The organism is Caballeronia sp. LZ033, assembly GCF_031451265.1.
Lineage (GTDB): Bacteria > Pseudomonadota > Gammaproteobacteria > Burkholderiales > Burkholderiaceae > Caballeronia.
Genome location: NZ_JARUXQ010000002.1, coordinates 818,786 through 838,597, shown reverse-complemented (window position 1 = coordinate 838,597; position 19,812 = coordinate 818,786). Strand labels below are relative to the sequence as shown.

Genomic DNA, 19,812 nt, shown 5'->3' with positions numbered 1-19,812 from the left:
CAGCAGCAAGAGCGCGAGCGTCGGCGTGTCGGTCGGCACGAACGGTTTCGGCATATCGGCGGCGATGGCGAACGCGCACGGCGACGCCAACAGCGACGCGGCGATTCAGAACGCGTCGCAAATTACAGGCGCGAATAGCGTCGCGATCGTCTCAGGCGGTGATACGAACGTCATCGGCTCGCAGATCGCCGGAAGACAGATCGCGGCGGACGTCGGCGCCAATCTGAACATTGCGAGCGTGCAGGATACGACCGTCAGCGCGGCGCATCAGAGCAGCGCCGGCGGCGGCTTCACGATCAGTCAGGGCGGCGGCGGCGCGAGCTTCAGCGCACAGAACGGGCATGCGGATGGGAACTATGCGCAAGTCAAGGAACAGGCGGGGCTATATGCGGGCGACGGCGGCTTAGACGTATCAGTCAAAGGCAATACGGCGCTCACGGGGGCGGTCATCGCGGGGGCGGATGACGCAGCGAAGAACAGTCTGTCCACCGGTACGCTGACGTTCGCGGACGTCGGCAACCACTCACACTATTCGGCGAACAGTGTTGGCGGATCGGTGGGGCTGTCGCCGGGTCCGAACTCCGAAAAGGCTGTCGGCACTGCTTCAGTGCCGGGCTCGGGCGGGCCGGTGCCGATGATCGGCCAGCATGAGAGCGGCGACCAGAGCGCGACGACACGTAGCGCGGTGAGCCCGGGCACGATTACGCTGACTGACGGCGATCATCAGGCGCAGGACATCGCGAGCCTGAGTCGCGACATGACGAACACGAACGGGACAGTCGCAACCACGCCCGACGTGAACGAGATCCTGAACAAGCAAGCCGACACGATGCAGGCGGCGCAGGCGGCGGGTCAAGTGGTCGCGCAAGGCATTGGCGCGTACTTTGATATGAAGCATGCGCTGGCAATCGCCGATCACGATCAGGCGACAGCCGATGCAACGGCCGAGGGCGGAAGGGACCGGGTGATCGCGCACGTCATCGGCGGCGGCTTGATTGGCGGTTTAGGTGGCGGCGGCATCGACACGGCAGCAGGCGGTGCAGCGGGCGCAGGCGTGGCGGCGGGATTCGCGCCACAGCTAACTGAATTAGCCGAGAGCGTGGGAAACGCGACCGGCTCGAAGACGCTTGGAAATTTCTCGGCAAATATAGTCGCGGGCGCGGGCGGCGCGTTGGCAGGTGGCGAAGCAGGCGCCGTGACCGCCAGTAACGCGGATTTGTACAACCGCCAGTTGCATGCCGATGAGAAGACCACGGCGCAACAGATCGCGGACAAGGCGAGGATCCAAGGCATCACGAACCCGGATGGATCGCCGGTCACGGCCGCACAGATTGAGAACGCCATGCGTGGAGCGAACAATAGCCAGTATGGGGAGTACGCCTCGACGGGTGTTGTGGTGCCTCTGAATGCAAACACGCCTGCGAACGCGGTCTACGATTCGGCTGGCATGAAGCTTGTGACCGACAGCACCGGAAATTATCTCGTGCAGGACGCGTCGATGCTGGTTACCCCTTCGAAGGCGGTGCAGGACCTGATCACGCAAAACACGGGCGGCGCAAGCTCGCCGCACAGTTGGGGTACCTCCACGAATCAGGTCGAAGCGTCGAAGGTCGATCCCTATGGGCCGTTCGCGCCGAGTTGGAATACAGGAGACTATGCAGCGGGATTTGGCGAATATGCGCGAGGCCTTGCGCCCGACTACGCCACAATTGGCTCTGGAGCACTATCAGCAAGTGCTGGGCTGAGCGTTAATCTGCATGACGGAACCACGTATGCAGCTGGAGGCGTTACCCAGAATAATCCCGGATCAATCTCGGTAAGGCCAGGTGGAGTGGCTTCGTTTGGTTGGATATTCGGAGATAGAACTGCAGTAGGGACAAATTCATTTATGAATGGCGATGGGGTTCAGGGGTTCATATCGGTCCCCACGCTGTTCAATGTGAATGCCTTCCTCGCAATTACTCATGCGTATGGCGGAAATACTGCTCTTGAAGTTGGCGTTGCGAGTCCAGGGTCAACCTCGTTCGGCGCGTCGCTCTTCAGTCATTCCGTTCCAATTTCAGGATCAAAGGGGAATTGATATGGTCGCACCAGGCGGGCCCGATGAAAAGACATGGGCAAAGATGAACAAGAAGTCAAAGAGAATTTATATCGGAGTTATGATCACGTTCTGGACGGTGTTTCTCTGCGTTCTGGTTAGAAAGTTCTTCATTGGCTAAATCAGAAAACCCAACCATTTAGCTGGGTTTGGCGCCCTATTCTTATAGGTTCGTGCTCGTATATGAGGTGCTTCGACGGGACTACCTACCAATTAGCAACGAGCTTCGCGTCCTGAATTGAGAGCGGCGGGATGCGAAGAGGTCCTTAGGCAGCGAAGAGCAGCGCAAGAGCGACAAACAGGAGGTGCAAGAATGAACGAAACAATACTCAACAGCGGGATTGCCGAAGACATATTTACCCTCGCTCGGGCCGAGCTTTACCAGTTTGCGATCATACAGGTGGTGATTGCCTTGATGACCGCCACGGGGGCAGTTCTGCTCGGCATCTTTGCTAAGGGCTCGACAACGCAGCGCGTGTCGACAACTACAAAGGCAGTCGTTAGCCTCCTGTGCTTCGCGGTCGGTTACGCTTTGCTGGTGCGTTGCCCGAATCGCTGTACAAGCTTAGTGCGACGTATCTCCTCTGGTGTATTCGTGCTCAACAACGGCATCGCTGAACGAGCTTTAGCCGCTCAGTCCAACTTCTATCCGTTGTTGACGTCCGGCCTTTCTGTCGCTGTGCGATATCGGTCTGCAATGGGCGCGTAGTGGTTAGACAGTAAGCAAGCCGTGGCTCGAACGTCTGATCGGTTCAATCGGCAGTTGAACCAGAAGGAGAAGAAGACGATTGCGGACCAGGCGAATGGAGACGCGGCCGAGGCGAGTCGGTTGACCAAAGCGGCGTGCTATGCGGTGAAATGTTGGGCCGAATACGCGCCGGGCAGTGAGCAATACAGCGCTAACTTTGTGAGTCAGCTTGAGGCGTCACAGCTCGGGCCGGAACTGGCGTGGGTGAACAATCAGAAGGAGGCGGGACTCTTCAATTACACACCCGGTCAGAAGGTCACGGATATGGTGAAGAGTGATCCGATGGGCGTGGCGAAGGATGTCGTGAAGACTGGACTGGGACTGGTAACCGCGAATGCCGGGGGCTCGCTCTGTGGAAGCGGCGTGGGTTGTGCGGTTGGGGGATGGATGTTCGTCTTCGGCACGAGCGATGCAATCGAAGGCGCGACAAGCCTATCTAACCGCTACGATGGCATATCCGCATCTGGACTAAACCCGTTGCGTTATGGGTTCAACCAAGCGCTACCCGCCGGCTGGGGAGATGTGACATACGATGGAGCCAATCTTGCGACTGCACTTATAGCGCTTCGAGTGCCGGTGGTGTTGAACGTCGGGAAAGCGGACGGACTGAATCGTACAGGGTCGATGTTTGACGTGACCGTGCCGAACATTAACAACTTGAAGACGGTTCCGATCATCGGCACTTCGAATATTGCTAATCGAGTATCTCTATGGTCCGGAATTGACACTAAAGGCGCAACGGTGGTCAATGATATCCGCCGCACGGGAGAAAAGAATTGAACTGGCGTCGCGCCTACGGGATAGTCGGTGGAGGTCTTATGTATTCACCGGGTAATGGAACTGCGACGGTGATTGGTATTGGTGGTGGTAAGAACGCAGCGGAAAATCACACGAACATCGGTGGAATCGGTGGTGGGTTCAGCAACGATCAAGGTCGAACAGGATTGAGGTGGTGACTATGGTTGGAATTCCCGGATCGACTCCTAAAACACGAGGTGAGAAAATTGCGGGTATTGTCGTTTCTAGTGCAATCGTTGCCTTCATCATGTACGTCAACGTTAAAAACGTGTTCTTCTCGTGAAAGGAACGGCCATAGAGCCGGTTCCACGACCGACACGCTGCTCAACTTGGAAATAACACGTCGGTCAGTGGAACAATTGAGTTATTTGCGGAGCGAGCGCCATGCGCATGCTGTTCTGTACAATCGGCAGTTGAACCAGAAGGAGAAGAAGACGATCGCGGACCAGGCGAACGGAGACGCGGCCGAGGCGAGTCGGTTGACCAAAGCGGCGTGCTATGCGGTGAAATGTTGGGCCGAATACGCGCCGGGCAGTGAGCAATACAACGCTAACTTTGTGAGTCAGCTTGAGGCGTCACAGCTCGGGCCAGAACTGGCGTGGGTGAACAATCAGAAGGAGGCGGGATTGTTCAATTACACGCCCGGGCAGAAGGTCACGGATATGGTGAAGAGCGACCCGGTCGGTGTGGCAAAGGATCTTGCGAAGACTGGACTGGGAATAGTCACTGCTAACACCGGCGGCTCATTGTGTGGCAGCGGTGTTGGCTGCGCGATCGGGGGATGGATGTTCGCCTTCGGCACAAGCGATGCAATTGAAGGGGGGTCGAGTTTGCTCAACCGATACGATGCAACTGCGACCTCCGGCTGGAATCCGCTGAGATCAGGGTTCAACAGTCTCAATTCAACATGGGGTGACACTGCCTATGATGGCTTGAACTTAGTGGCGGCAGCTCTGGCTTTGCGGGTTTCGGTTCCGCTCAAAATGGGCACTGCGGACGGTCTGAATCGCCCCGGCTCAATGTTCGGAGTTACAGTGCCGCGCATCAACAACAACACGCTGATTCCCTTTGTCGGCCAGGCCGCTCCTTACGGAACCAATCAACCCATCTTGTTCTACGGAGTAACCACGAAAGGCATTACCGTCTTCAATGACGTTCAAAATGCTGGTAGCAAAAATGAACTGGAAACGACTTTACGCAACCCTGCAAATCTGGTTTACGGTGTGCTTAGCCTCCCTCTTTGGCGCGGGGTGTTGGTCATTTCTTATTGCAGGGCTATGCCGATTAGCTTTTAATCTCGGTGAAAATGAATCAATGTTGGTAATTGGCGTGCCGTTGTTTCTGATGTTTTTTTTTGTTTTTGCGAAGCATCTTCCGAAGCCATTACGAAAGGCTGGCATGCTGAGCGATGACCCTGAGAAATTTGGTCCTTGGTTTAAGTGAACTGGAGACGTCTCTATGCGACCCTGCAGACTGCGTGCGTAGTCTGGGGAACGGCCATTGGATGCGGAATAATGCTCGCTATGCTAATTACCGGAGCATGTCGCTTTGCATTCGGTCTTGAGGAAAAGGCGGCAATGCTCTTTGTGTTCAGTCCTAGCTGCCTGGGGCTGATCTTCTATTGGGTGAGAAGGCTGCCGCCGCGCCTAAGAAAGGCTGGCATGCTGAGCGATGACCCTGAGAAATTTGGTCCTTGGTTCAAATGAACTGGAGACGTCTCTACGCGACGGTTCAAATTTTGACAATGGTCTCGCTTGCTTCAACGATTGGTGCTGGCTGTTGGTCCTTCCTCGTCGCGGGTCTATGTCGTCTGGCCTTCGATATGAATGAGAATCTTGCGCTTCTGTCGATAGGGGTGCCGTTATTTCTTGTGCTCTTCATTTGGCTTGAAAAAACTTTGCCAAGCCATCTCCGCCGGGCTGGGATGCTAAGCGACGACCCTGAAAGCTCCGGACCTTGGTTCAGATGAACTGGAGACGTCTCTACGCCGTTAATCAGATACCTAGAATGGGGGACCCCCATCATCGCGAAATGACGGTAGCACCTTCAATAATCGGCCAGTTGACGGAGCGCATCTTTTATCGGCACAGTCCTCCGGATACTACACGGAGTATGTAGTTCCTACTTCGGGCGCGAATGGGCCAGGGCTTCAGCGTCTTGTGGTAGTCAAGAACGGAGAGATGTACTACACCCTGGACCACTATCAGACATGTGTGCCAATAAGGAGGTAAGGAAGCTATGACGATCAAGGAAGCCTTTGTCTTTGTGGACAAAGCTAATCAGTTCAATGACGAAAACGCTCTCGTAGGTCGGATTGACGAATGTTTGCGGACCCCGAAGGAACTGTTCGACGTGCTTTATCAGTCGCTGTCGTTACCAAGTTATTTCGGGTTTAACTGGAATGCGCTCTTCGATTGTTTGAGAGACTTCCATTGGATTAGTCAGGAGCGAGTCATCATCGTGCATGAACGGTTGCCTGAACTTGAGTCGTCTGAGATGAGGATTTATCTTGAAGTTCTGCACGATGCAATTCTAAATTGGCAGCCAGGAGAGGAACATTCTGTACAGGCGGTCTTTAACGCATGCGATCGAAATAGAGTTGAAGCGTTAATGGCATAGCCAAGAGACAAAAAGTTAACTTCGATCGGTGGCGCATGCGATCAACAACGCGTACTCGGAAGGCAAAACTATCAGCCATTCCACGAGCACGGGTAATTAGCGCGCGGCGACCCTGCACGCGATCGCGGCCGCGGGGAATGCGACGATGGCCGTCGCCGGCGCGCTGATGCAGAACCCGAGCATTGCCGTTCAATTAAGCGTCGAGTCGAGCAACAGCCGCAGCGATTCGAGCGAGGCGCAGACGATCCACCGCGGCTCATCTGTGAACGCGGGCGGCGCGACTGCATTCGTGGCAACGGGCGACGGCACGCCCGGCAGCGGCAATCTGAACATCGCCGGCTCGAACATCAGCGCAAACGACGTGTTGCCGGCGCTCACAGGCGCGGTCATCGCTGGGGCGGATAACGCAGCGAAGAACAACCTGTCGACCGGTACGCTGACGTTCGCTGACGTCGGCAACCACTCGCGTTACTCGGCGAACAGCATCGGCGGATCGGTGGATCTGTCGCCGGGTCCGAGTTCCGACAAGGCTGTCGGCACTGCTTCAGTGCCGGGATCGGGCGGGCTGATGCCGATGATCAGCCAGCATGAGAGCGACGACACGCAGCGCGATCAGCCCAGGCACGATCACGCTCACCGATGGCGCTCAGCAGGCGCAGGACATCGCGAGCTTGAGTCGCGACACGACGAACACAAACGGCATCGTGACGAGCACGCCCGACGTGAACGAGATACTGAACCAACCGGCCGACACGATGCACGCCGCGCAGGCAGCGGGTCAAGTGATGGCGCGGAGTATCGGCGCGTATGCCGATATGACGCGCGAAAGTGCGCTCAAGGACGCAAAGGCGACGAAGGCGCGCGGCGACCTTGACGCCATGCAGACATTTCTCGATACCGTCGATTCGTGGGATGAAGGTGGGAGCAATCGGGTGGCGCTCCACGTGATTGGTAGTGGTCTGATTAGTGGCCTTGGCGGTAGTGGCATCGGCACGTTCGTGTTGTGATCGAGCCCGCCAGCAAAGGTGGTGGAATCGTTACAGCGTTTCCAACAAATGTTCGCAGAAATCCGAAATGACGATGAAACAAGAATGCTACGCCGAGATTGAGCGATTGATGCGTGAATCGCTCACACAAGTTGAGGGCAAGTTCGCCGATCAAGACCGCAATGACGTTGCGGAATACATTGAATTCGGAGAGTACGGTGTGGCTTATGAACTCCTTACCTGCATTCCTGATAAGCAGCACATCGCCTACCCAGATGTGTTGAAAGTCGCCGGGACAATGATGGGAATCAGCAGTTAATGGAAAAACGAACCGGGCTTTTCCGGGTTCGTTGTTTGTGGCTCGCTCAAGCGGGCGTAATGATGATCCAAGGCAGGTTTAACAATCGCACAGCTCTGCACGTGGGCGGCGGCGGTTTGATCGTAGGCTCGGGCGTCGGCGGCGCAGCGGCCAGTGCGGCGGGCGCCGGCATGCCGTGTTACATCGCGAACCATACGCGCATCTCACGGAGAGCATTCAAGATGCGACGGGCTCGGAACTCGCCGGCAATCTGGCGGGTAACATGCTCATCGGACTGAGCGAGAACGTCTCTGTGTTTTGCATTGGTATGTCGCGCTTCCTGCTTCTGCTAACAGTCTTTGTTCGGTACTTGCCAGCTCACCTTCGCAAGGCTGGCATGCTGAGCGATGACCCTGAAAAATTTGGTCCTTGGTTCAAATGAACTGGAGACGTCTCTATGCGACCCTGCAAACTACGAGCGTGGTCTGGGGATCAGCCGTTGGCGCCAGCATCTTCTTCGCGATGCTGGCGACCGGACAATGTCGGCTAGCGTTCAAGCTAGACGAAGGACCTGCAATGCTAGTTCTTTTCTGTCCGCTGTGCCTATTGCTCGTGGTCTACTGGGTTAGAGCATTGCAGCCCCGTCTACGAGCAGCTGGAATGATCAGTGACAATCCCAGCCGCTTTGGACCTTGGTTCAGGCATTGACACCGCGTGCCGCAAAAAGCCGATGGTTGCGCCTGTTCGATTAGCACTTTCAGACATTGCTTGTTACGTGCTCAACGCCGCTTCGTTAAAGTAGTTCTCACTTATCCCACGGAAAGCGCGACCCCGAACTCTTTGCCTCGCCGCGCGCCCGGTTTACCAGTCCGAACAAGCCACATGAAGGTAAATAACCGCCTGACGGCCCTTCCCCTTACGGCCCTTGTGTCATTCGCCAGTCATGCACAGCAAGCTCCGGCGATCGCGGACGAAGCGGCGGCCGTACGCGCCAACGCCGAGCAAAACCAGCAGGTACAACAGCAACGCGAAGCGCAGCAACGTGACGCGGCCATGCGCGCGCCGGTCGTGCGCTCGACGGTCCCGGCGGTCACGGCCTATCCCGACTTGCCGCACGAAGCGCAGTGCTATCGCATCGACACTTTCGCGTTGATGGTCCCGGATACGCTATCCGACAACGCGCGCGCGCAAGGTGCATCGGCGTTGCCGTTCGATCCCTTCGCATTCGCGCGTGAGTGGGCGGATCACTATCGCGGGCAATGCGTCGGGCACGACGGTATCGCGGTGCTCACGAAGGGTCTGCAGCAGGCGATACTAAGCCGTGGCTACGTGACAACGCGGGTGCTCGTGCCCGAGCAGGACATCGCAAGCGGTACGTTGTTGTTCGCGCTCATGCCCGGCGTGATTCGAGAGATTCGTTTTGTTGAACCCGTCACGTGGGCCTCGTGGCGCTCTGCGTATCCCGCACGGCCGGGCGACCTGCTCGACGTGCGTGCGCTTGAGCAAGGCATCGAGCAGATGAAGCGGCCCGCGAGCCAGGACGCCGACATGAAAATCGAGCCGACCGACCGGCCCGGCGAGAGCGACATTCTGATTTCGCTCAAGCGCTCGAAGCCGTGGACGCTCGTCGCCTCGATCGACAATTCCGGCAGCCGTGCAACGGGCAAACTCCAGGGCAATGTCAGCCTCGGCCTGGACAACCCGCTCGGGCTGAACGACGTCCTGACCGTCGGCGCGTCGCAAGACCTTTACTTCGACGACAAGGGACTCGGCTCGCACGGCTTCACCGGCTCGTATGCGGTGCCGTGGGGCTACTGGACGGCGTCGCTGTTCGGCTATTCGAGCACGTACTACCAGCAGATCGCGGGCGTCGCGCAAACCTTCGTGTCAAGTGGCAACTCGCAGACGGCAGGGATCAGAATCGCGCGCGTACTGCGGCGTTCTCAGAGCGACGTGCTCGGGGCCTATGTGCAGCTCTCGAAGCGGTTCGGCGCGAGCTTCATCAACGACACCGAGATCGAGATGCAGCGCCGCAATAACACTTTCATTGAGGCCGGACTGACGGACCGGCACTACTTCGGCGGCGCGCAGCTTGACGCCTCGCTCGGCTACCGGCAAGGCGTGGGCGGCCTCGGTGCGACGCCCGACCCGGCGCCGATTCCGCAGATTCCGGCGGCCTCGACGAGCCAGCCAGGCGGCCCGACCTATCGCTACCGGATGGCCGTGCTCGATCTCAACTTCTCCATGCCGTTCGTTCTGGCGGGGCAACCCGTGCGCTACGTGACGAGCTTCCGCGGCCAGTACTCGGCTGATCGGCTGTTCTACGTCGACGACCTCGCGATCGGCAGCCGCTACACCGTGCGCGGCTTCGACGGCGCGCAGATGCTCGCGGCCGAACGTGGTTTCTACTGGCGCAATGAGGTGCAGGCGCCGCTCGGACAGACCCGCCAGTCTCTTTACACCGGCGTCGACTATGGGCGGGTTTTCGGGCCGAATACGACGTTTCTGGCCGGCACGCAGTTGGTCGGCGCCGTGATCGGGATCCGCGGCGGCGTACCGTTCAACGCCGGCGGTTTGAGTTATGACCTGTTCGCCGCGACGCCGATCCATAAGCCGGCGTCGCTCGTCACTGCGCGCGTGACGTTCGGTTTTCAGGTGACGGCGCAGCTTTAGGACGTTCGAGACGCGTGGTGTCTCGCCTCAACACGATAGTCGGTCCCGGCCTGAAGCCGTATCGGGCGTCGCGCCCCGCCGTCGAAAGTCACGGAAAGCGCAGGCTGAAAGAAACCTGTGCCCCCTCACCCGCCCTGCGCAGCCAGCTTCGAAACCTCCCCTTGCAAGGCAGCAAGAAAAACATTCACCCGATTCGGCACATACCGCCGGCTGGGAATGACGGCCCACACCGACAGTTCCTCCATCGCAGCGTCCTCCAGCCGCACCTCAACGAGCGAATGATCATTGAGCTGCCTGAAGACGTCCCAATAGCTCAACATCACCAGCCCGAGCCCTTGCACGGCTGCAGTCCGCGCCGCTTCCACGCTGGTCGTCGCCACAGGCCCATCAATGCGCTTGCGAATCCGCACCCCATCGACGATGAGCGGCCACATTCCCACCGAATCGAGTCGAATGCAGCGGTGCTGCTCCAATTCCGCCGAATTCGCAGGCTGCCCATGCCTCCGGATATACCCAGGCGACGCACAGATCATTCGTGGATTGGGAACCACCAACCTGGCCACCAGTTCCGAATCCTCCAACGGCGCAATCCGCAATGCAAGATCAAGACCCTGCCCTACGATGTCAAGTTGGCGATCGGACAGATCGAGATCGACACGAAGCTCCGGATTCGCTTCCAGCAGGCCCGGAAGCATCGGCAACACGACGGATTGCCCGAATCCGCTCGGCGCCGTGATGCGCAACACGCCGGACGCCTTGCCCGGCAGCGGACTCAGGTCGGCTCGCGCTCCCGCTTCGGCATCCACCATTGCCTGTGCATAGGGGGCAAACGCCTCACCCTCGGCTGTCAAGGTCAGTGAGCGAGTCGTCCGATGAAACAGACGCACGCGCAGATCGTCCTCGAGCACGGCAATCCGGCGCGACACCTGCATGGGCGCCACATTCAGCTGGCGGGCTGCTGCCGAGAGGCTTCCCGCCGAAACAACGGCGAGAAAGGTTCGTATGTCAGGAAGGAACATCGTTTATATCCGGAAGTGTTACGGCGGCTTCACGCTTCGAGCTCTGTTTCCTGCGACGGGCGACGCCTACCATGCAGTCACCTTCCCCACCGAACGAGCAGCGACATGAACCACTCGACCTCTGCCATCCATTCCCCGTATAGCGGCAACGGCATCGCCGTACGTAACCGCATCGCCGTGGCTCCAATGACGCGCATCACGGCCACCGAATCCGGACATCCGACGCAGACCATGTTCGACTACTACAAGCGCTTCGCGATGGGGGGCTTCGGCCTCGTCACAACCGAGGGCATCTACACCGATCAGGCGTTCTCGCAAGGATACCGGTTCCAGCCGGGCCTGGCCGACGACGAACAGGCAAAAGCGTGGTCGGCGTTCACGCACGACATGCGGGAGCATGGCACCCCTGTCTTTGCCCAGCTCATGCATGCGGGCGCGTTGAGTCAAGGCAACATCTATCGGGATCACACGGTGGGGCCGTCGGCCATTCGCCCGACAGGCGAACAGATGCAGTTCTACTTCGGTCAGGGGCGTTATGCCGAGCCGCATGCAATGACCGATACCGAGATCGACGAGGCCATCCAGGGCTTCGTCAGTGCAGCCCGACGTGCCGTGAATATCGCGGGCTTCGCGGGCGTGGAGATTCATGGCGCCAACGGCTATCTTCTCGATCAGTTCCTCACGGAAGGTACGAATCATCGCACCGACCGCTGGGGTGGCGACACGAAGGCTCGGGTGCAATTGCTCGTCGATGTCGCAACGGCCGTCAAGCGCGACATCGGAGAGGCTGTCCCCGTGGGTATCCGGATCTCGCAAGGCAAGGTCAACGACTTCCATGCGAAGTGGTCAGGCGGCGAGGCGGATGCCGAAGCGATCTTCAGCACCCTTGCCGATGCAGGCGTCAACTTCATTCACGTCACCGAGTTCGAGGCCTGGCAGCCGGCATTCGAAGGCACGCATGAGAGCCTTGTCACACTGGCACGACGCTACGCGCCTGCCGTGACGATCATTGCGAACGGCGGCTTGCACACGGCGGAGCGCATCGAAAACGCACTGATGTCAGGAGCGGATCTGGTGACGGTCGGACGCGGCGCACTGGCGAATCCCGACTTGCCGAAACTGCTCGAACGCCACGGCGAGCCGCGGTCATTCGACAGTTCCATCCTCCATCCTGTCGCCAGCATCAAGCCTGAAGAACTCGCGATGCAGACCGTAGCGTGAGAGCGTGTCAGTCTATTGCGCCTCCGCTGACGGGGGCGCCGCGCGTTGCTTCTCTTGCTGCGCACGCCGCCAGTCTGCCGGCGTCATGCCGAGGCGCTGGCTGAACGCACGGCGGAACGCGGCGACCGACTGATAGCCGACTGCTTCGGCCACGGCCTCAGTCGAAACGCCTGGCCTCTTCAGTCCGTTGGCCGCCAGCGCCATGCGGATGTCCGTCAGCAGGTCATTCGGCGAACGGCCCAGCTTGTCCTGGAAGTGCCGGATCAAGGTCGCTCGCGACATGCTGCAAAGGCTCGCCAATTCAGGCAGCGTCCATGGCCGAGCCGGGTCGCCGGCAATCGCGGCGAGCGCGGGAGAGAGACGCGGATTCCCCGCGACCGCGAGCAGACCGACAGGCGCCTCGCCCGACTCGCTCGCCACGCGCAAGGTCAATGCGAACAACGCCGCCGACAGCGCGTTCATCATCGCAAACCCGCCCAGATTGTCCGCGCTGGCCTCTGCTCGCATGAGCGCCACCAGACCGTTCAACTGCTCCTGTGCGCCATGCGTGCCTTCGCCAACGCTATTGTTGACGGGCGACGTACGCGTGACGAGGCGCGCGGGCAGATAGGCACTGATCAGCCTGTCGTGCGGCGGCGCGAGAATGATCCGCCCGCAAAGCATGTCCAGCCGGGGTCCGCTTCCCTTGTTCTCGCTGATGGTCAGATTCATGGCGGCCCGCTCGCGTGCACGCTTCGGCCGCGCACCACTGCCGTCGCGCAGCGCATGAGCGGAGCCGTGGGCCAGCATCACGATGTCGCCGGCCGTCAGTTGCTGCGGTGTGCCGCGACCCGGCGTCTCCAGCACGGCCGACCCGCTGAGCACGATGTGATACGGCATCTCTCCCGGATCCGACTCCCCGTAAATCACTTCCCAGGGCGCGCCATACGAGCAGCGCAATTCGAGTTGGCCGCGCACGGTCATCATGCCGAGCAAGCGGCTCAGCCAGTCTTGAGAAAGTGCCATCACCACCTCGAGTGAAACTTTTGAGCATCTTATTGCGAATTTAACGACTCAACAAGATCGCCAGCCAAAACTACGATGGAGGCTCCTGATCACCACTGACGAGGTTCCAATCATGAGTCGCATCGCCATTCCTGCAATCGGTAACGCCACCGGCGCCACCGCTGACGTGTACGAACGGGTTCGCAAGATCGCTGGCGGCGGCGTGCCGAATCTGTTTGCGGCACTCGGCCATCTTGCGCCGGAAACCTTGAACGCTGCACTCGACGCCGAGGGTGCGCTGGCATCGGGCAGCCTGAGCAAGCAGGACCTGGAAACCATCAAGTTGCTGGTGAGCGAGCAGACAGGCTGCGACTACTGCGTGGCCGCGCATGTGATGCTCGGCAAGATGACCGGCCTTGCGCCCGAAGCGCTCAAGAAGATTCGCGCAGGTCAGCCAACCGGCGACGCACGCCGCGACGCCCTCATCCGCTTCGTGCTGAATCTGCAGACGACACGCGGCACGATCCCCGAAGCCGAACTTTCCGCCATTCGCGCAGCAGGTTACAGCGATACGCAACTTGCCGAGATCTCGCTGGCGATCGCCATGACGATCTTCACCAACACCTTCAACCGCATCAACGATACCGACGTCGATTTTCCGCGAGTCGGTTGACACGCTCATCCAACGTGCGCACAGGCGGCCCGGGCTCGAGCCGTCTGTCCCGCACTCATCCATCGCAGGCTTGGAGAACATCATGTCTCAAATCGAACAGTTCGATACGTTGATCCTGGGTAGCGGTCAAGGCGGCAAGCTGCTGGCCTGGCATCTGGGCCGATCCGGTCAGCGCGTGGCGGTGGTCGAGCGTCAATGGGTAGGCGGATCATGTCCGGCGGTCGCTTGTTTGCCGAGCAAGAACGAGGTCTGGAGCGCGCGCGTGGCTCACCTCGCGCGCCATGCCGCCAACTTCGGCGCGATCACGGGCCCGGTCGACATCGACATGACGAAGGTCCGCGATCGCAAGCAGAAGATGGTGGAACGCGAAGCCGCGTTCCACGTCCAGGCTTACGCCGAAAGCGGCGCCGAGTTGATCATGGGTGTTGGCCGGTTCGTCGCACCGAAGACGATTCAGGTGCAGTTGAACGATGGCGGCACGCGCACGCTCAGCGGCAAGCAGGTCGTCGTGAACGTCGGGACTCACGCGGCCATTCCCGACATAGCGGGACTGCGCGCGGCCGAACCGCTGACGCATATCGGCGCGCTCGATCTCGACCGCGCGCCCGCACACCTGATCGTGCTGGGCGGCGGCTATATCGGCGTGGAGATGGCGCAGGCATATCGACGCTTCGGCAGTCGCGTGACCATCGTCGAGCACGGTGCGCGACTGATGGCGCGCGAAGATGCGGACGTCGGCGCGGAGATGCTGCGCATCCTGCGTGCGGAAGGCATCGACGTGGTGCTGGAAGCCCGGACCCTCGGCGTCACTGGGCGATCCGGCACACAGGTCCGGGTGACGGTGCAGACGCCTTCGGGCCAGCGCGAACTGGACGGGAGCGACATTCTGGTTGCCACGGGTCGCGTTCCCAACACGGCGGACATCGGGCTGGAACACGCAGGCATACAGCTCGACGAGCGCGGATACATTCGCGTGAACGAACGGCTGGAGTCGTCGGCGCCCGATGTGTGGGCCATTGGCGAGGTCGCGGGTAGTCCGCAATTCACGCATGTGTCGGTCGATGACTTCAGGATCGTGCGCGACAACCTCGCCGGCGGCGATCGAAGCACGGCGGATCGACTGATTCCGTACACGCTGTTCACCGATCCACCGCTCGCACGCGTCGGCATCAACGAAGGCGACGCGCAACGACAAGGCGTTCAGGTGCGGGTCGCGACACTGCCGATGAACAACGTGCTCAGGACCGAAGCTACCGACGAGACTCAAGGCTTCATGAAGGTCATCGTCAGCGCGAGCGACGATCGCATACTGGGCTTCACCATGATCGGCTCCGAAGCGGGCGAAGTCATGGCGACGATACAGACAGCGATGATCGGAGCGCTTCCCTACCCCAGGCTTCGTGATGCCGTGATCTCTCACCTGACGATCGCCGAAGGACTCGGGCCGCTTCTGTCGAGGGTGCCTGCACGAGCCGGCGAGTGAATGAAGCGTAGTCAAGCGCATGGTGCCCGACGCGCATCATGCGCCGCACTGCCCGCTCTAAAGCCGGAACTGCTGCCGTAGCGCCGACATGAGCAGGTCGATCGCCTCGGTCGCGCGTCCGGTGTCATTGCGCATCAACACGACTTCGTGGTCGCCTACAGGTGGAAGGCCGTCCAGCACGTGCATGTCCGCCGTAACGCGTGCACGGTCGAGCAAGGTCACCGCGAGCCCGGATTCCACGCATGCCTTGATGACGTGCGTCGATCCGCTTGCGAGCACCACACGCCACTTGCGCCCCGCGGCTTCCAGTGCCTCTGTCATCGCCAACCGGTAGGGACAAGGCTCGGCATAGAGCGCCAATGGGACTGGACGGGTATCGTCGAGAGCAAAGGTCGGACTGCCGACCCAGACGGGCGTCGTGAGGGTCAGTACGTGCGCGGATCTGCTTCGGTGCGCGGGTTGAACGAAGATCGCCACGTCGAGCTTGCCGCGCGCGAGTTGATCGCGAAGCTTGTAGCTCGGCGCGGCCATGACTTCGAGCACCACGTCAGGCCAGCGGGTCGCGAAGTCCGGCAGGATGTCGTGAATCACATGAGCCGCATATTCGTCGGGGATGCCGAGCACGACGCGACCCGCCAGCCGCTTTCCCTTGATCTCGTCGACGATCCGGTCGTGAGCCGTCAGCAACTCGCTCGTGCTCGACAGCAGCCGCTTGCCCAGCACGGTCAGCGTGACCGACTGGTTGTCCCGCTCCAGCAGCCTGCCGCCCGTCGCGGCTTCGAGGCGCTGGATGTGCAGGCTCACCGCCGCCGGGCTCCGGTTGACGTGCTCAGCCGCGGCCCGGAAGCGGCCCAGCCGCGCAACCGCGTGAAAAGTCCGCAGCAGTTCGATGTCTAGCACCGTGGTCATCGCAAGGTCCCGGGTGATTTAACGTTCTTGAACAACCGGATCAGTATATTTTAATTTTCGAAACGACAGCGGCGCGCTAATGTGGGCGCATGGAGACCACCTGTACGAACGAACGCGCATCGCAACGAAACTCCGTGCCGCTTCCGTTGCTCGAAGCGGCGATGGTGCTCACATGGAGTTCGGGCTTTATCGGCATGCGGTTTTCGGCGGATTACGCGCCGGTCTATCTGGTCACGTTATGGCGCTTCGTCGCGCTCTCCATCGCCCTGCTTCCGTTCGTGGCGCGAGAGATGCGGCGCACCGCGCGGCCCGTGCTGGTCCGCCAGGCCTGTATCGGCGTATTGGCGATGGCGGGCTATCTTGCAGGCGTCGCGGGCGGCGTTGAGCTTGGCGTGCCCGCCGGTCTTGCTGCGCTCATCGCGGATCTGCTGCCGGTGGGAGTGGTGCTGATTTCCACTTGTCTGTTTCGCGAGCGGAGTCCCGCTATCGTCTGGGCGGGCCTGGGACTCGGTCTCTCGGGGACGCTGGTCGTCTGTCGCGATGCTCTTTCGCTCGGTCAAGCGCCTGCATGGGTCTATGCTCTGCCGGTCGCGGGAATGCTGTCGCTCGCGGCGGGCACCGTCTGGCAGCAACGTTCCTCGCGTGACGGCACCCTGAGTCCGCTCGGCATGCTCTGGTTGCAGAGCGTCGTATCGTGCCCGATCTTTGTCGCGTTGCAGGCATCTCAAGGCCCGATCACCCCGATCCTGTCCGCCGGGTTCGCCGCGAGCGTCGCGTGGACGGCCATCCTCGCGACCCTCGGCGGCTGCGGCCTTTATTGGGCATGTCTGCGGCGGTCCTCGTCTGCGCGCGTAACGAGCGTGCTGTTCCTGAGTCCGCCCGTCACGCTGATCTGGGCACATGTCATGTTCGGCGAGCCGCTATCGTGGCTGATGGGATTGGGCACGCTGATGTCCGGCGTGGGAATACTTCTTGTCGTCAATCGCCGCAGCGGCAATGCCGCCTGACCGGACATGACATTCGTTCACGCATAACGCCACTCGAATCCTTGCGCGGTTCGCGTCACGGTTCCCGCTGATGTCTCGGCGAAATGTGCTGCGAATACGGTGGCGCCCGTCTCCGCTGCATGTTCCAGCAGACGCCTGCGCGAGGCACGCGCCTGCTGCCGGTCGAGACAGAACATCGAATCCCATTCCGGTCGATGCACCTGCACCGCACTGTGCATCACATCGCCGGAGAAGAGCGCCGTTTCGCCGCGCGAACGGATCTCGATCGCCATATGCCCGCTACTGTGGCCGAAGGTCGGCAGGAAGCGGATGCCGTCGAGAATCGCATCGCCCTTGTCCGGTACGACACGCGCCTGACCGGACTCGATGACGGGAAGCACGCTGTCCTCGAACACCCTGCGGCGCGATTCGCCTTCGGGCCCGAGCAGAAAGTCACGTTCTCGCTCGCCGAAGACGTACGACGCATGCAGAAACACCGGCGCCCAGCGGCCGTCCTGCCAATGCGTATTCCAGCCCACGTGATCCACATGCAAATGCGTGAGCAACACGTAATCCACCTTGTCTCGCGAAAAGCCCGCTGCTTCGAGTCGTTCGAGCACGGGGTTGTCGAGCATGTCGAACAGCGCGCTGAATGGCCGCGACTTGCCATTGCCGATTCCCGTATCGACGACGATCGTCATGCCATCGATTTCGACGACCCAGAGATGGGTCTTCAGCGGCACGCGCGCATGGGCGAGGTCGAGCGTGTCAGGGGAGAAGCGCTCGGCCAGTGCTCGTCCGTGGTCCGCATTCCACGCGGGAAACAGCAGGTCCGGAGCGAGCGCGAAGCGGGTTTCATCGACACGCGTGATGGTCGCCGCGCCGACATGATGGACTTGCGAAGCGGGTTTCATGGCCTGTCGTCCTCCTGTTGGCAATGTGAAAGCCTGCCTGTCACTCTGCGAGTTGCCACCGCATAGAGCATGGCGCTCGCAAGCGCCGATGCGCCGCCGACGATCGCCAGCGACATGCCGAGGCTGGCGCCCGTCGCTCCCAGACGCTCGTTGAGATAGCCAACCGACAGCGGCCCCACACCGCCGCTGATCGCATTGGTCATGAAGACAAGCAAGGCAAGCGAACGGCCCCGCATGCGATTGGGCATGGCGATCTGCAGCGGCACGGGCGCCAGTCCCATCGCGATACTGGCCGTCAATGCGCTGACGCCATAGAGTACGAGCGCAAGCTCGCTGCTGGCGACGAGCGGCATCGCAATGGCGGCAGGCGCCAGCAATGCAACGGCGCATGCGGAGAAGCCGAGCACCTTGCGCAACGCGGTGTCGTCGGTGACGCGGGTCGCGAGCAGACCCGCACATCCGACGCCGAGCATGCCGCCGATCATGTACGCGGGCGCCGCCATCTGTCCGACTACTTTCGGTGCGAGGTGAAACTGCCGCATCAGCAAGGTCGGGAACCACGCGGCATGCGAATAGAACAGCGTGATCAGCGCAACATAAGCCGCAAAGTACGGCAGGCAGAAGCGATTGCGCACAAACAGTTCGACAAGGACGTCGCGCAGCGAGGGCATCTCGTCGTGCCTATGCGCGCCGTGCGGGCCCGCCTCGCGTCTCGCCGGTTCGCGGACGGTGAACGCCACGAGCGCGGCCAGCAACAGACCTGGCAGACCGACTGCAACGAACACCGCTTGCCACGGCGCCAGGCCGTGTGCACTGAGCCATGCGTTGCGATGATCCGCCGCTGCCGACAACAGCATGCCCCCGCCGAACAACGCAGCGCCGCCGCCGACGTACGGCCCGAGCATGAAGACGCTGCTTGCGCGCGCGACACGGCGGGGTGCAAAGATATCACTGAAGATGGACAGCGCGGCGGGGCTCAACGCGGCCTCTGCGACTGCGGTTCCCGCCCGCGCGACGAGCAGTTCCGTGAAGTTGCTCGCGAAGCCGCACGCCGCCGTCGAGATTGCCCAGATCGCGATGCATGCAGCAATGAGCTTGACGCGGTTGCCGCGATCGACGAGGCGCGCGACGAACACACCTGCCGTGGCATAACAGATCGTGAACGAAAACCCTTGCAGCAAGCCGATTTGCGTATCGGTCAGCGCAAGCGACTGCTTGATGGGCTGCACGAGAATGCTGACGACCTGGCGGTCCAGATACGAAAACGCGAAGCAGACGAAGAACAGCAGCACGATATACACGGGATGGCCCACGCTGACGGCGGGCGTCATGCGTGCGGCGTCGGCAGCGGACTGGCTCGACATGGAGTGATCGCTCATATACGGTTCCTGGGGTTGATGAGC

General features: G+C 60.7%; 18 protein-coding genes and 1 pseudogene. 13 read left to right on the top strand and 6 right to left on the bottom strand.

All coding sequences use genetic code 11. The features are described from left to right. From QCE62_RS19345 to QCE62_RS19325, 6 genes and pseudogenes are all read left to right on the top strand, one after another. The coding region (locus QCE62_RS19345; protein ID WP_309921858.1) for a polymorphic toxin type 22 domain-containing protein at window positions 1-2,080 on the top strand (2,080 nt) is incomplete at its 5' end. Between the two features lie 331 nt (window positions 2,081-2,411). Further along, window positions 2,412-2,807, top strand: a complete 396-nt coding sequence (locus QCE62_RS19340) for a hypothetical protein (protein WP_309921855.1) — start codon at window positions 2,412-2,414, stop codon at window positions 2,805-2,807. A 54-nt stretch (window positions 2,808-2,861) separates the two neighbouring features. After that, the gene (locus tag QCE62_RS19335; protein ID WP_309921852.1) at window positions 2,862-3,626 is read left to right on the top strand and encodes a hypothetical protein; all 765 of its coding nucleotides are present in this window, start codon (window positions 2,862-2,864) and stop codon (window positions 3,624-3,626) included. Between the two features lie 368 nt (window positions 3,627-3,994). Next, window positions 3,995-4,939, top strand: coding sequence for a hypothetical protein (locus QCE62_RS19330; RefSeq protein WP_309921849.1), 945 nt, complete (start codon window positions 3,995-3,997; stop codon window positions 4,937-4,939). Window positions 4,940-5,692: 753 nt separating this feature from the next. Further along, a pseudogene (locus tag QCE62_RS35295) lies at window positions 5,693-5,875 on the top strand (ribonuclease domain-containing protein); the annotation flags it as partial. Window positions 5,876-5,882: 7 nt separating this feature from the next. Next, window positions 5,883-6,263: a barstar family protein gene (locus tag QCE62_RS19325; RefSeq protein WP_309921846.1), complete on the top strand. Its 381-nt coding sequence runs from the start codon at window positions 5,883-5,885 to the stop codon at window positions 6,261-6,263. A 189-nt stretch (window positions 6,264-6,452) separates the two neighbouring features. On the opposite strand, the gene QCE62_RS19320 is transcribed toward QCE62_RS19325, so the two are convergent. Then, the gene (locus tag QCE62_RS19320) at window positions 6,453-6,683 is read right to left on the bottom strand and encodes a hypothetical protein (protein ID WP_309921843.1); all 231 of its coding nucleotides are present in this window, start codon (window positions 6,681-6,683) and stop codon (window positions 6,453-6,455) included. A gap of 167 nt (window positions 6,684-6,850) precedes the next feature. Between QCE62_RS19320 and QCE62_RS19315 the strand changes: the two genes are divergently transcribed. The 3 genes from QCE62_RS19315 to QCE62_RS19305 all read left to right on the top strand — a co-directional run bounded on the left by QCE62_RS19315 (window position 6,851) and on the right by QCE62_RS19305 (window position 10,220). Beyond that, entirely contained in the window at window positions 6,851-7,270 is a 420-nt protein-coding gene (locus QCE62_RS19315; RefSeq protein WP_309921840.1) for a hypothetical protein, read from the top strand. Window positions 7,271-7,337: 67 nt separating this feature from the next. Then, a complete protein-coding gene (locus tag QCE62_RS19310) occupies window positions 7,338-7,568 on the top strand; it encodes a hypothetical protein (protein ID WP_309921838.1) in 231 nt (76 codons plus the stop codon). Window positions 7,569-8,429: 861 nt separating this feature from the next. Next, window positions 8,430-10,220 carry a ShlB/FhaC/HecB family hemolysin secretion/activation protein gene (locus QCE62_RS19305; RefSeq protein ID WP_309922899.1) on the top strand — a complete coding sequence of 597 codons (1,791 nt, stop codon included), beginning with the start codon at window positions 8,430-8,432 and terminating at the stop codon, window positions 10,218-10,220. Window positions 10,221-10,345: 125 nt separating this feature from the next. Here QCE62_RS19305 and QCE62_RS19300 read toward each other — a convergent pair whose 3' ends face one another. Continuing rightward, window positions 10,346-11,239, bottom strand: coding sequence for a LysR family transcriptional regulator (locus tag QCE62_RS19300; protein WP_309921835.1), 894 nt, complete (start codon window positions 11,237-11,239; stop codon window positions 10,346-10,348). 105 nt (window positions 11,240-11,344) lie between these two features. On the opposite strand from QCE62_RS19300, the gene QCE62_RS19295 reads away from it, so the two are divergent. Then, entirely contained in the window at window positions 11,345-12,460 is a 1,116-nt protein-coding gene (locus QCE62_RS19295; protein WP_309921832.1) for an NADH:flavin oxidoreductase, read from the top strand. 12 nt (window positions 12,461-12,472) lie between these two features. Here the strand turns inward: QCE62_RS19295 and QCE62_RS19290 are convergent, their stop codons facing one another. Beyond that, window positions 12,473-13,465, bottom strand: coding sequence for an AraC family transcriptional regulator (locus QCE62_RS19290; protein ID WP_309921828.1), 993 nt, complete (start codon window positions 13,463-13,465; stop codon window positions 12,473-12,475). Between the two features lie 112 nt (window positions 13,466-13,577). Here QCE62_RS19290 and QCE62_RS19285 point away from each other — a divergent pair, with 112 nt between their 5' ends. Together QCE62_RS19285 and QCE62_RS19280 are read left to right on the top strand one after the other, a co-directional pair. After that, window positions 13,578-14,117: a carboxymuconolactone decarboxylase family protein gene (locus QCE62_RS19285; protein WP_309921825.1), complete on the top strand. Its 540-nt coding sequence runs from the start codon at window positions 13,578-13,580 to the stop codon at window positions 14,115-14,117. An 82-nt stretch (window positions 14,118-14,199) separates the two neighbouring features. Next, window positions 14,200-15,600 (top strand): FAD-dependent oxidoreductase, encoded by a 1,401-nt coding sequence (locus QCE62_RS19280; RefSeq protein WP_309921822.1) that lies wholly within the window; start codon window positions 14,200-14,202, stop codon window positions 15,598-15,600. Between the two features lie 57 nt (window positions 15,601-15,657). On the opposite strand, the gene QCE62_RS19275 is transcribed toward QCE62_RS19280, so the two are convergent. Next, window positions 15,658-16,509, bottom strand: a complete 852-nt coding sequence (locus QCE62_RS19275; protein ID WP_309921820.1) for a LysR family transcriptional regulator — start codon at window positions 16,507-16,509, stop codon at window positions 15,658-15,660. Between the two features lie 146 nt (window positions 16,510-16,655). On the opposite strand from QCE62_RS19275, the gene QCE62_RS19270 reads away from it, so the two are divergent. After that, window positions 16,656-17,516, top strand: coding sequence for a DMT family transporter (locus QCE62_RS19270; RefSeq protein ID WP_309921817.1), 861 nt, complete (start codon window positions 16,656-16,658; stop codon window positions 17,514-17,516). A gap of 17 nt (window positions 17,517-17,533) precedes the next feature. Here the strand turns inward: QCE62_RS19270 and QCE62_RS19265 are convergent, their stop codons facing one another. Both QCE62_RS19265 and QCE62_RS19260 read right to left on the bottom strand, forming a co-directional pair. Continuing rightward, complete coding sequence (locus QCE62_RS19265) at window positions 17,534-18,409, bottom strand: MBL fold metallo-hydrolase (RefSeq protein ID WP_309921814.1); 876 nt, start codon at window positions 18,407-18,409, stop codon at window positions 17,534-17,536. Next, window positions 18,406-19,788, bottom strand: a complete 1,383-nt coding sequence (locus QCE62_RS19260; RefSeq protein ID WP_309921811.1) for an MFS transporter — start codon at window positions 19,786-19,788, stop codon at window positions 18,406-18,408. Before QCE62_RS19260 ends, QCE62_RS19265 begins: the two co-directional genes overlap by 4 nt. Between the last annotated feature and the right edge of the window lie 24 nt (window positions 19,789-19,812).